The organism is Saccharothrix variisporea, from assembly GCF_003634995.1.
GTDB lineage: Bacteria > Actinomycetota > Actinomycetes > Mycobacteriales > Pseudonocardiaceae > Actinosynnema > Actinosynnema variisporeum.
The window spans coordinates 6702565-6715226 of sequence record NZ_RBXR01000001.1 but is presented as its reverse complement, the minus strand read 5'-3'; the positions used below and the strand labels follow the sequence as shown (position 1 = coordinate 6715226).

Annotated in this window: 9 protein-coding genes; 7 read left to right on the top strand and 2 right to left on the bottom strand. The window is 72.0% G+C overall.

The features are described 5' to 3' along the window. Positions 1–6: 6 nt before the first annotated feature. A complete protein-coding gene (locus tag DFJ66_RS30560; protein WP_121226245.1) occupies positions 7–660 on the bottom strand; it encodes an ACT domain-containing protein in 654 nt (217 codons plus the stop codon). Positions 661–876: 216 nt separating this feature from the next. Here DFJ66_RS30560 and gatC point away from each other — a divergent pair, with 216 nt between their 5' ends. From gatC to DFJ66_RS30525, 7 genes are all read left to right on the top strand, one after another. After that, a complete protein-coding gene (gene gatC, locus DFJ66_RS30555) occupies positions 877–1176 on the top strand; it encodes an Asp-tRNA(Asn)/Glu-tRNA(Gln) amidotransferase subunit GatC (RefSeq protein ID WP_015104569.1) in 300 nt (99 codons plus the stop codon). Continuing rightward, positions 1173–2672, top strand: coding sequence for an Asp-tRNA(Asn)/Glu-tRNA(Gln) amidotransferase subunit GatA (gene gatA / locus DFJ66_RS30550; protein ID WP_121226243.1), 1500 nt, complete (start codon positions 1173–1175; stop codon positions 2670–2672). The genes gatC and gatA overlap by 4 nt, the downstream gene beginning before the upstream one ends. Then, the gene (locus tag DFJ66_RS30545) at positions 2669–2860 is read left to right on the top strand and encodes a hypothetical protein (RefSeq protein WP_121226241.1); all 192 of its coding nucleotides are present in this window, start codon (positions 2669–2671) and stop codon (positions 2858–2860) included. Before gatA ends, DFJ66_RS30545 begins: the two co-directional genes overlap by 4 nt. After that, positions 2857–4359 carry an Asp-tRNA(Asn)/Glu-tRNA(Gln) amidotransferase subunit GatB gene (gene gatB, locus DFJ66_RS30540; protein WP_121226239.1) on the top strand — a complete coding sequence of 501 codons (1503 nt, stop codon included), beginning with the start codon at positions 2857–2859 and terminating at the stop codon, positions 4357–4359. Before DFJ66_RS30545 ends, gatB begins: the two co-directional genes overlap by 4 nt. A 481-nt stretch (positions 4360–4840) precedes the next feature. Continuing rightward, entirely contained in the window at positions 4841–5173 is a 333-nt protein-coding gene (locus DFJ66_RS30535; protein ID WP_121226237.1) for a hypothetical protein, read from the top strand. An 85-nt stretch (positions 5174–5258) separates the two neighbouring features. Then, the gene (locus tag DFJ66_RS30530) at positions 5259–7901 is read left to right on the top strand and encodes a CHAT domain-containing protein (RefSeq protein ID WP_121226235.1); all 2643 of its coding nucleotides are present in this window, start codon (positions 5259–5261) and stop codon (positions 7899–7901) included. 77 nt (positions 7902–7978) lie between these two features. Further along, on the top strand, positions 7979–10453 hold the full coding sequence (locus DFJ66_RS30525) for a M14 family zinc carboxypeptidase (protein WP_121226233.1): 2475 nt from the start codon (positions 7979–7981) through the stop codon (positions 10451–10453). A 296-nt stretch (positions 10454–10749) separates the two neighbouring features. Here the strand turns inward: DFJ66_RS30525 and DFJ66_RS30520 are convergent, their stop codons facing one another. Next, positions 10750–12588 carry a glycoside hydrolase family 9 protein gene (locus DFJ66_RS30520; RefSeq protein ID WP_121226231.1) on the bottom strand — a complete coding sequence of 613 codons (1839 nt, stop codon included), beginning with the start codon at positions 12586–12588 and terminating at the stop codon, positions 10750–10752. Positions 12589–12662: the final 74 nt, after the last annotated feature.

The following is a 12662-nucleotide window of genomic DNA, read 5'->3' as shown; positions in this document are numbered from 1 at the left end:
ATTGGCCTAGTCGGGCAGGACGACTGCGACGATCCCCGCCAGGTGCGCCAGCCGCGCGACCTCCGCCGCCCGGAACATCGGGCCACCCGGACGCCCGACCAACAGCACCCGGTCCGGCTTGCCCAGTGGAGTCGCGGCCAGCTCCGTGCCCAGTTCGCGCCACGTCTCCGGGACCCACGGCTCCTCGCCGTCGAGCACCGTCGCCCGCGCCAGGGGCATCCACGGCGGGTTCTGCATGCGGGTTTCCGGGGCGGCCGCCGAGGCGGTCTGGCGGTGGACGCCGGCGCCGTCGTAGCCCAGCACCACCGCCCAGCCCGCGCGGATGATCTTGGGGACGCCCTCGGTGAAGATCTCCAGGCCCCTCGCCGGTTCCTCGGCGACCTCCTCGACCAGCTCCAGCTCGCGGTGGGTGTCCAGGACGCCCGCGTACGGCCGCACCGCGTCCACCTCGACGCCCTCGATGGACTCCGCGGCGGTGATGAGCGTGTCCGGCAGCCGGCCGGACGGCAGCTCCACCACCAGGTCGTCGATGGCCACGCCGGAACCGCGCTCCACCACGTCCACGCTGAGGATGTCGGCCCCGATCTCGCCGAGCGCGGAGGCGACCGCGCCCAGGGTGCCGGGACGGTCCGGGAGCTGGACCCGGAGCAGGAAGGACACGGTGCAACGCCTCCATGGGCTGGTGTTCGACGACTGTCCGGCCGATGATTCTCGCAGACGCAGCTTCGCTTTCCGACCCACCAGCCGCGTTGCACAGCGGTAAAATCCCCCGCCCCCGCGCCCGCCCCTCCCGCAACCCGGTCGGAGCCGGGCCTGACCAGCCAATAGACTCGTCGGGTCCAATCCGAGAGAAACCGACCCACGGGGGTTGACGAGGTGCCCAGCATCTCCCGCGACGAGGTCGCGCACCTGGCCCGCCTGGCCAGGCTCGCCGTCACCGACGACGAGCTTGACCTGTTCGCCGGCCAGTTGGACGTGATCCTGCAGTCGGTGGCCACGGTGGGCGACATCGCCACCGCGGACATCCCGCCCACTTCGCACGCCGTTCCGCTGACCAACGTGTTCCGCGAGGACGTGGTGCGTCCCAGCCTCGGTCAGCAGCAGGCGCTCGCGGGCGCCCCCGCCGCCGAGGACGGCCGCTTCCGCGTGCCGCGCATCCTTGGGGAAGAAGCATGAGCCTGATCCGCAGCACCGCCGCCGAGCTGGCGGCGAAGATCGCGAGCCGCGAGGTCTCGGCCGTCGAGGTCGCGCAGGCGCACCTGGACCGGATCGCCGAGGTCGACGGCGCGGTGAACGCGTTCCTGCACGTCGACACCGAGGGCGCGCTGGCCGCCGCCAAGAAGGTGGACGACGACCTGGCCGCCGGGCACGCCCCGGTGAGCCCGCTGGCGGGTGTGCCGCTGGCGCTCAAGGACGTCTTCGCCACCGAGGGCGTGCCGACCACGTGCGGCTCGAAGATCCTCGAAGGCTGGGTCCCGCCCTACGACGCCACGGTCACCCGCCGCCTGCGCGAGGCCGGCGTCGTCATCCTCGGCAAGACCAACATGGACGAGTTCGCGATGGGCTCCTCCACCGAGAACTCCGCCTACGGCCCGACCCGCAACCCGTGGGACCTGGACCGCATCCCGGGCGGCTCGGGCGGCGGCTCGTCGGCGAGCCTCGCGGCGTTCCAGGCGCCGCTGGCGATCGGCACCGACACCGGCGGCTCGATCCGCCAGCCCGGCGCGGTCACCGGCACGGTCGGCGTGAAGCCGACCTACGGCGGCGTGTCCCGCTACGGCCTGGTCGCGTTCTCCAGCTCGCTGGACCAGGGCGGCCCGTGCGCCCGGACGGTGCTGGACGCGGCCCTGCTGCACGAGGTCATCGCCGGTCACGACCCGCTGGACTCGACCTCCATCAACGCCCCGGTGCCGCCGGTGGTCGCCGCCGCCCGCGAGGGTGCGAACGGTGACCTGACCGGTGTGAAGGTCGGCGTGGTGACGCAGTTCAGCGGTGACGGCTACCAGCCGGGCGTGCTGCGGTCGTTCGAGGCCGCGGTGGCGCAGCTCAAGCAGCTGGGCGCGGAGATCATCGAGGTCTCGTGCCCGAGCTTCGACTACGCGCTGCCCGCCTACTACCTGATCGCGCCCAGCGAGGCGTCCTCGAACCTGGCCCGGTTCGACGCCATGCGCTACGGCCTGCGGGTGGGCGACGACTCGACGCGCAGCGCCGAGGAGGTCATGTCGCTGACCCGCGAGGCCGGCTTCGGCCCGGAGGTCAAGCGGCGGATCATGATCGGCACCTACGCGCTGTCGTCGGGCTACTACGACGCCTACTACGGCTCGGCGCAGAAGGTGCGGACGCTGATCACCCGCGACTTCGAGCAGGCGTTCGCGAACGTGGACGTGCTGGTCTCCCCGACCACGCCGACCACGGCGTTCCGCATCGGCGAGCGCGCGAACGACCCGATGGCGATGTACAAGGCGGACCTCTGCACGATCCCGGCGAACCTCGCCGGCACGCCCGCCATGTCCGTCCCGAGTGGACTGTCCGACGAGGACGGCCTGCCGGTGGGCCTGCAGATCATGGCCCCGGCGTTGCAGGACCACCGGATGTACCGGGTGGCGGCGGCCTACGAGGCGGCGCGCGGCACGGTCTACCTCGACGTCCCGGAACTGGCGGTGGCGCGGTGAAGAAGGCACGCGGCGCGTTCGCGCTCCTCGGTGCGGCGAGCGCGGCGACCAGCGCGTTCTCGACGCTGAAGTCCGCGCGGGGCAAGAACGACAAGCTCGCGCTGGTCAACGCGGTGGCGAGCATCCTGGTGGCGATCACCGGCGCGGCGCTGGCCGTGCGCGGCATGCGGGAGGGCGGCGACCGATGACGTCGGTGGACGAGCTGATGGACTACGCCGAGGTCGTCGAGCGCTTCGACCCGGTGCTCGGCCTGGAAGTGCACGTCGAGCTGCACACCAACACGAAGATGTTCTGCGGCTGCGCCAACCTGTTCGGCGGCGAGCCCAACACGCACGTCTGCCCGACGTGCCTGGGCCTGCCCGGGTCGCTGCCGGTGGTCAACGGCAAGGCGGTCGAGTCGGCCATCCGCATCGGCCTCGCGCTCAACTGCGAGATCGCCGAGTGGTGCCGGTTCGCGCGGAAGAACTACTTCTACCCGGACATGCCGAAGAACTTCCAGACCTCGCAGTACGACGAGCCGATCGCCTTCAACGGCTGGCTCGACGTGACGCTGGACGACGGCGAGGTCGTGCGCGTGGAGATCGAGCGCGCGCACATGGAGGAGGACACCGGCAAGTCGCTGCACGTGGGTGGCGCGACCGGCCGCATCCACGGTGCCGAGCACTCGCTGCTGGACTACAACCGGGCGGGCGTGCCGCTGATCGAGATCGTCACCAGGCCGATCACGGGCACCGGCGAGCGCGCGCCCGAGGTGGCCCGCGCCTACGTCACCGCGCTGCGGGACCTGCTGAAGGCGCTGGACGTCTCCGACGTGCGCATGGACCAGGGTTCGCTGCGCTGCGACGCGAACGTGTCGCTGATGCCGAAGGGCACCACCGAGTTCGGCACCCGCACCGAGACCAAGAACGTCAACTCGCTGCGCAGCGTCGAGCGGGCGGTGCGGTTCGAGATGACGCGGCAGGCCGCGGTGCTGGTGAACGGCGGCAAGGTCACCCAGGAGACCCGGCACTTCGACGAGTCGACCGGCAGCACCTCCTCCGGTCGCACCAAGGAGACCGCCGAGGACTACCGGTACTTCCCGGAGCCCGACCTGGTGCCGATCGCCCCGTCCCGCGAGTGGGTCGAGGAGCTGCGCGGCACGCTGCCGGAGCTGCCTTGGGAGCGCCGCAAGCGCATCCAGACCGAGTGGAGCCTGACCGACGCCGAGCTGCGCGACCTGGTCAACGCCGGTGCGGTGGACCTGGTGGCGGCGACGGTGGACGCGGGCGCGACGCCTGCCGAGGCCCGGTCGTGGTGGGTGGCCTACCTGACCAAGGAGGCCAACGCCCGCGGGGTGGAGCTGGGCGAGCTGGGCATCACGCCCGCGCAGATCGCCCGGGTCGTGGCCCTGGTGAACGCCGGCGAGCTGACCAACAAGCTCGCCCGCGAGGTCGTCACCGGCGTGCTGGCCGGCGAGGGTGAGCCGGAGGCGGTCATCGAAGCCCGCGGGCTGAAGGTGGTCTCCGACGACTCGGCGCTGGAGAAGGCCGTGGACGAGGCCTTGGCGGCGCAGCCGGACGTGGCGGCGAAGATCCGCGACGGCAAGGTGGCGGCGGCCGGCGCGATCGTCGGCGCGGTCATGAAGGCGACCAAGGGGCAGGCGGACGCGAAGAAGGTCCGCGACCTGATCATCGCCCGCTGCTCGTAAGCAAGTCCCCCGAAGGCCCGGCCGCCGTCCCGGTGGCCGGGCCTTCGTGCGTCCTGCGGAACGCATCAGTTCTGTGAACGTGATCATGAGCACGCCGGAACACGTATCCAGGGGCCCGTCCGCCGGTCTCTTAGGGCGAGCCCCGTGAATGCGGTGGCGATCCGTGACGAGAGGGGTGCCGACGGTGGCTATTCCACGTGGCCGATCGGCGGGAATGTCCTCTTATTGCGGGTCCGGGCACACCATCTCTGTGTCAACACGTTACCCCGTTCGAGTGGTAACGCCCGTCGAAACGCCTCCTTCGTGCTGGTCAGAGCGTCCCACCCGACGGGATGCGATTGCTCAGCGTGAATTTCCACCGCACAGGTGCGTCCATCTGTGTCAGGCTTGAGCCGTTCGGTCGGCGGGGGGCCGCCGAAATGATCGAAAACCCACTGGACTTCCCCCGAATCAGGGGCCCGTTGTAGGGGAGGACAACACCATGACCGCCGGAACCAACCGCAAGCGCGTGGCCGAGGTCGAGGGCGCGGAACTGGCCGACGAGCAGGCCGTGACGCTCACCGCCACCACGCCGAAGACCAAGCCCGCCGGCAAGGCCAAGAAGGGCGAGAAGGCCGGGGCCGACAAGGGCAAGCACCGGGCCGGCGGCGGCTCCGACCCCGAGGGCGGCCCGTACACCAGCTACAGCCAGCCGGTCGACGCGCCCGCCGAGGACCCGGCCGAGCCCGAGCCGCAGCCGGAGCCGCAACCCCAGCCGGTCGGGCCCGAGGGCGGCCCCTACACCAGCTACGCGGTGCCGACCACGACCAAGTGACCGGCACGCCCGGCTCGAACCACTGCCCACCGACGGACAAGCAGCCGACCGGTGGGCAGTGTCGCGCAGTCGGTTGTGCTCTCATATGAACGTGCCCGCCTCGCCGAACCCCGCCTCACCGCGTGGTGGTCGGCGAGGACCGGACCCCGTCGAAGCGGTGGCCCGGGCGCGGGAACAGCAACTCCTGGGCAAGGCGGCGGGCCTCGCCGCCCGGCCGGTCAAGGCGCTCGGGCACCTGCGGCGGGCGTTGGACCTGCTCGACGTGCCCGGCGTGGACCCGGTGGAGCGGCTGGAGGTCCGCGCCCGCGTCCTGTTCACCATGTCCTTCAACCTGGCCGAGACCGGCAGCGTGGACGACGGCCTGCGGCTGCTGGACGTGGTCCGCGCGGAACTGCCCGGCATCCCGGACGGCCCGCTGCGGGCCGAGCTGACCAGCATGCTCAACGGCACGCACGCGTTGCTGCTGTTCCGGGTCGGCCGGATCGAGGAGGGCATCACCTACGTCGACCTCGACGTCGCCCACCACGAGCGCCGGCTGGCCGACGGTGACGTGTCGATCGTCCCGCTGCTGGTCAACACGCTGCACAACCGGGGCATGGCCTACGGCGAGATCGACCAGCCGGCCGCGGCGATCCGCGACCTGGACCGGGTCGTCGAGCTGTCCAAGCAGTACGACCTCCCGCTGCGCGTCGGCATCTCCACGCACGCGCTGGGCAACGTGCTGCGCCGCGCCGGGGACCTCCCGGGCGCCCTGCGCCGCTACGCCGAGGCCAACCGGGTCTTCCAGGACCTCGAACCGGGGCTCCTGCTGCGCCTGCGCATCGACCAGTCCGAGGCGTTGATCAGCGTCGGGCTCGCCGACGAAGCCGGTCGGCTGCTGGACGAGGTGCTGCCGGACCTGCGCAAGCAGAAGGTCGGCCAGGACGTCGCCGAGGCCGAGCTGTACCGGGCTGCCGCCGCCCTGGTGGACGGTGACCTCACCCTGGCCAAGCGGATGGCGAACTCCGCGCAGCGCCGGCTCGTGCGGCGGGGCAGTCCCGGGTGGGCGGCCGTGGCCGCGTTGATCGCCCTGCGGGTGGACGCCACCAAAGCGCTCGAGTCGCGGCGGCCCTCGGAGAAGGTGGTCGCACGGGCGATGGAGCTGGCGACCGAGCTCGCCGCGCGCGGGCTGTTCGACCAGGCCGCGTTCGCCCAGATCCTCGCGGCCCGCCTGGAGGTCCGCCGCGGTGACCCGGCGCGGGCCGAGCAGCTGCTGCGCAGCGTGCCCAAGTCGCGGCGGATCGAGCCGATCGACCACCGGATGGTGCTGCGGCTGTGCCGGGCGGAGATCGCGCTCGCGCGCGGGAACCGGCGGGTCGCGCTCGCCCAGGCCAAGGCCGGGCTCGCGGAACTGGGCCAGCTGCGGGACAAGCTCGGCGGGCTCGAACTGGTCTCCGGCGCGGCCCTGCACGGCCGTGAGCTGGGCGAACTGGCCGTGCGGCTGGTGCTGGAGGGCGGCGACTCGTCGGCCAACGCCAAGCGCCTGTTCACGTGGCTGGAGCGCACCCGCGCGCAGATGTACCGCTACGACCCCGTCGAGTCCACTTTGGACTCCGAGCTGGGCGAGCGCATCACGGAGGTGCGGCGGCTGAGCCGGTCCCTGCTGCTGGCCCGGCTGGACGGCGCACCCACGGCCGCGCTCGAAACCCGGCTGGCCGCGAGCCAGCGCGCGGCGATGCGCCTGGGCTGGAGCGCGAGCCCGTGGGGCACCCCGCGCCCGGTCGCGACGCCGGCCGAGGTGATGGCGTGCCTGGACGGCCGCGCGATGGTGAGCTTCGCGTCCTCGGGCGACGACCTGATCGCGCTGGCCCTGGTGGGCGGCCGGGTGCGGATGGTGCGGCTGGGCCCGGCGGCACTGGCCACCGAGTCCGCGCGCCGCCTGCACGCCGACCTCAACGCCCTGGCCCCCGACCACCTGCCGGCACCGCTGCGCGAGGTCATCGGCGCGTCCGCCCGCCGCGAGGCCGAGAACCTCGACCGGATGCTGCTGCGCCCCCTGGCGGGCGTGCTCGGCGACCGCGAACTGGTGATCGTCCCGACCGGCGCGCTGCACGTCGTGCCGTGGGGCGTGCTGCCGACGTGTGCGGGCCGGCCGGTGGTGGCCGCGCCCTCGGCGACGTCGTGGCTGGGCACCACCCGCCGCGCGCGCGAGGAGGCGACCGGTGTGCTGCTCGTGCGCGGCCCCGGGTTGCAGGCCGCGCAAGCCGAGATCGACCGGCTCGCGGGCTACCACGTGGACGCGAAGCTGCTCGGCGTCGGCGACGCCCGCGTCGGCACCGTGCTGGAGGCGTTGGACGGCGTCGAGATCGCCCACATCGCCGCGCACGGCGAGCACGAGCCGGAGAACGCGTTGTTCTCCCGCCTGGAACTGGTCGACGGCGCGCTGTTCGCCCACGAGGTCGGCCAGGTCCGCCGCCCGCCGCACCAGGTCGTGCTGGCCGCGTGCGAACTGGCGCTCAACCGCGTGCGCCCCGGCGACGAGCCGCTGGGTTTCGCGGGTGCACTGCTCGCGGGCGGGGCGCGCACGGTGATCGCCGCGTCGAGCAAGGTCGGCGACCAGCCCTCCGCCGAGGCGATGGCGGACTTCCACCGGAGCCTCGCGGCGGGCCGCTCCCCCGCCGTCGCACTGGCGGAGGCGGTCGCAGCGGACCCCTTCCGGCGGCCGTTCGTGTGCCTCGGGTCGGGTTGAGCGCCTGAGCTGTTGACCCGGCCCCTCGGGACCCACTAGTCACAGTATGTGAGGTCCGGTGAACGGAGGGCGCACGAATGCGGTCGACCCTGCTCGCCTTGCTGTTGATCACGACCGCTGTCGTACCGGCACACGCCGAACCCACCGCCGGACGCGCCGAGGACCCCGGCAACGGCCCCGAGCGCAACGAGGTCGCCGCCACCGACCCGCCCCTGCGCACGGCCGCGCGCGGCGACAACCGCCCCGAGGCCGCGCAGGGCTACCCGCGCCGGACCCTGCTGCGCGTCTACCCCGAGGACGCCGCCGACCGTTCGGCCAGGCTCGGCCTCGCCACCTACCACTCGCTCGCGCCCAAGCTCAACGAGCTCCAGAAGCGCAGCGACCGCGTGTCGGTCGAGGTGATCGGCCAGTCCACCGCCGGCCGCGACCTGTACCTGGTGACCCTGACCGCGCCCGAGACGCCCAGCGAGACCCGGCGGCAGGAGGCGTGGCGGTCCCGGATCGAGGACGACCCGGTGGGCGCGCGCCGCGATCCGCTGCTGCGCAACGCCTACAAGGCCCCGGTGTGGGTCAACGCGAACATCCACGGCGACGAGTGGGAGGGCACGGACGGCGCTTTGCGCGTGGTCGAGGACCTGGCCACCACGTCCGACCCGGCGAAGCTGGACCTGCTGCGCCGCAGCCGCGTCTACGTCAACCTCACCGCGAACCCGGACGGCCGCGTCGCCGGGACGCGCGTCAACGCGGCCGGGTTCGACCTCAACCGCGACTTCGTCACGGCGTCCCAGCCGGAGACCCGCGCCATGCGGGACGTGGTGAAGCGCGTCCAGCCGTTGATGATGCTCGACGAGCACGGGTACGTCACCAACACGCTCATCGAGCCCACCACCCCGCCACACGGCCAGAACTACGACTTCGACCTCTACGTCCGGCACGGCTACGAGGGCGGTCTGCGCATGGAGCAGGCGGTCGCGGCGCTCGGGCACCCGGAGACGGCCAAGCCGGAGATCCCGTTCCGCGACTACGAACCCGGCGTCTGGGACGGTTGGGCGCCGATCTACACCGCGCAGTACTCGATGTACCACGGCGCGGTGTCGTACACGGTCGAGGTGCCCATGCGGGTCAACCGGGCCGACTACACGACGCTGCCGGTGGAGGAGCTGCGCCGGCGGTCCCGGATCAACACCGACGTGGTCGAGGCGACCATCCGCACCGCCTTGACCTACGTGCGACAGCATCGGAGTGCGTTGGTGGACAACCAGATCGAGATGTTCCGCAGGGGCGACGCCGGCGAACCCCAGCGCCCGATCCCCGACGGTTACGTCCCCGGCTTCGGCCCGGAGGACCGCTACACCACCGAGTTCCCCCGCGCCTACGTCATCCCCGTGGGCACCACCCAACGCTCCGGCCCCGCCGCCGCACGGCTGGTGGACCACCTGGTCGCCAACGACGTCCGGGTCTCCCGAGCCGACCGGCCCTTCGTGCTGGGCGGGAGGTCGTACCCGGCCGGCTCGTACGTGGTGGACATGCACCAGCCCAAGCGCGGCCTGGCCAACGTCCTGTTGGAAGCGGGCCGCGACCTGTCCCGGGACGTGCCGGTGATGTACGACATCTCCGGCTGGAGCCACCGCCTCCTGTGGGGCGCGTCGGTCGACGTGGTCCGCTCGGGGCGACTGGACGTCCCCGGCCGGGATGTCGTCGCGGCCTCTCCCACTGGTTCGGTGGACGCCGCCCCTGATCAGGACCTGGCGCTCAGGTTGGCCGACGGCAAGGACGCGGCGGCCCTGAACGACCTGCTGGCCCGAGGCGTGGCGGTCCGCAGACAGGACGACGGGACGTACGTCGTCCCCGCCTCCGCCCGCGCGAAGGCCATCGAGGTCTCCGACCGCTACGGGGTCCGCTTCACCACGGGCACCTCGGGCGGCACCGTGCTGCACCGTCCGGTGGTCGCGGCGGCTGTCGCGTCGGATGAGCTGAAGGCTCTGCGGGACATGGGTTTCGACGTGCGTCCCGTGTCCAACGCGGTCCTGGACGGCGGCTTCGACCTCTCGCGAGTGGATGTGTTGTTCGTGTCGTCGGGTCTGCGCTACGACCTCCTCAACCCCACGGCCCGTGCCTCGGTGGACGCCTTCCTGGCGCGGGGCGGGTTGGTGACGCGGGGCGCGACAGGGGCGAGGTTCAACGCCGAGGCGCGCGTGCTGGCGGCGAAGGCCGTTGCGGGCAAGGAAGACGCCAACGGCGTGGTGACGGTCGTCGACGCGTCGGGCACGCCCGGCCACTCGTTCGTCTACGCGCCGCACTGGTTCACCGACTTGGGCGCGGGGGTGACCGCCGAGCAGCGCTACACGGGCTTGGTCGCGGGCCACTGGATCCCGCGCGAGGACGGCACCGGCGGGCAGGACTCGGCGGCGGGGCAGGCGGCGGTGGTGTCGGGGCGGTCGGAACGGGGCGGAACAGCGGTCCTGTTCGGCACCGAACCGCTGTTCCGCGACCACCCGAAGGGTCTCTTCTGGCAGGTGGCTGACGCTGTCTACCGCACCACCCCGGTCTGAAACGGTCTTCAAGATCTTCGGGAAGCGCTTCGCGCTCTCAAGATCAAAAGCTCAAAAGCGGCGCTCGCCGCTGGGCAGGCCCCCGGGGGTGGGAAGGGCGTCGGTTTCTTCCCCCCGTACGGCCTGCCGGAGGCAACCACCCTTGGCCCGTTTCCGCAACCGGAAAAGCTGGTTGCGGAAACGGGCCAAGCGCGGTTGGGCTTCGCCCAGGCCGTACGGGGGAAAGAAACCGAGGCCCTTCCCGTGGGCTTGGCAGCACGGCGAAAGCATTGCGCCCTTCGGGCGAAGACGTCTGGTCAGGAGAGGGTGAAAGCGAGGACTGCTGTCGCGGTGAAGTCGATGGCTGGTTCCGAGCTGGGCCAGGACGTCAGTTCGTCCACGAAACGCGAGCTCGCCGAGTCGAACTCCTTCGTGTAGGGCTTGGCGCAGGCGACCGCGCCCGCCGGCATCTCACCGAGGTCGTCGAACAGCGAAGCCGCGTTCGGTCCGTTGACCACGCCGCCGGCCAGCACCCGCCGGCCGCCGTTGGGGTCGCCGGACAGGTTGGCGGCCTGGTGGTGGGGGCATTGTGGGAACTTCGTGCCGACGCCGATGACCAGGGTCGTGCCCCAGGCGTTCGCGCCCAGGGTGAAGTTGCGTTGGCGCACGCCGAACGCGTCGAAGGTCCGGTCGCCGGTCAGCGCCCGGTACAGCCTCGCCGTGGCGGCGAAGCCGAAGCTGCGGGTGGCTGCGTCGAACTCGGTCAGGCTGGCCGCCGTGCGGAACGGGCTTGCCGCAGCGCTGTCCACACCGGACTGGAGTTGGCGGCGCAGGTCTCCGATCACCTGGGATTGCGTGACCTCGGCGCCCGGGACGCCCGCGCGCAGCAGTTGCACCAAGCCGAAGTGGCCGAGGGCGCTGGTGTTGTAGACGTTCAGGGTGTCCGGGTCGCCGCCGGTCAGGTGGACCGCCGCCCAGTGCGTCGCCTGACGCGCCCATTGGTCGGCTCGGGGGTCGTGCAGGGCCTTGCCGGCCAGGGCGAGCTCGGCGGCGCCGAACTCCAGGTCGTCTGCCCACGAGCTCTCCGGGTAGTACGCGTGCGGGAACGCGGTGACCAGTTCGCCCACGTTCGTCGTCTTGGCCTGGGCGAACAGGCTCGCCGCCTGCTCCAGGTACCACCGGGCCTCGCGGGGGTCGCGTTCAAGCTGGGCCGCCAGGGCGAAGGACGCCGTCACGCGGCCGACCAGGTTGGGGCTGATCTTCTCGCCCGGCTTGTTCGCGCGGAACACCGGGCGGTGCTTGATGAAGTACTTCTCGTCGCCCGGTTTCACGGTGAGCTTGTCGTCGTCCTCCGGGAGCCGCCACACGTCGTGGTCGCCGAGGAAGCCGTGTTCGGCGCTGCCCGTGCCGATGCCGACCTGCGCGTAGAGGACTCCGCGGTCGGCGTCCCAGACCTTGTCGAGCCACCGGAGGCCGAACTCGGCTTCGGCGCGCAGTGCGTCCTTGGGTTCGGCGCGTTGGGCGAAGAGCAGGGACGCCGTGGAGTACGCGGTGGCGTGGGTGAACTTCACGAAGTCGCCGGCGTCGAACCAGCCGCCCTCGACGTCCGCGGTGTGCCCCAACGGCTTGAGGGGCTCGGCAAGCTCGTCGCCACCGTCACCGCGGAAGACGGGCGTGTCGTAGACGGTCGCGGCGCGGTCGGTCAGGTGCGCGGGCTTGCGGTTGAGGCGGCCCGGGATGACGTCCGCGCCGTCGCGTTGGGCCTGGAAGAACTCGATCGTGTGGTCGGTGACCGGGGAGAAAAGCTCGTTGCCGACTGTGAACGGTGGTGACGTGGTGCCGGCCGCCTTGATCCGGTACGTGCCGGGTTTGGTCAGGGCGGTGAAGTCGATGGGGTGCACCGCCCTGAACTTCGGGCTCCAGCTGCCCAGTGAGGCGCCGAGCTTCCCGGTCAAGACCGTGTCGCCACCGGCGTCCACCACCGTGAACCGGCCGTCGACGGCCGACTTCGCGAGCAGGTAGGCCTGCTTGCTCTCCGCCGTCCCGTAGCCGACCTGGTCCAGCCGCACGTGCCCGGTCGGGGCGGCGTGCGCGGGCAGCGCCGTCGACACCGACCCGACCAGTGCGAGCGCCATCGCCCACCGTGGGAACCGCATGGAACCTCCGCTCCAGGCCGGCGGCGGTGGCCTTAGTAAAGAACCTTCCCTAATTGGAGGGAGACTAGCCGCCG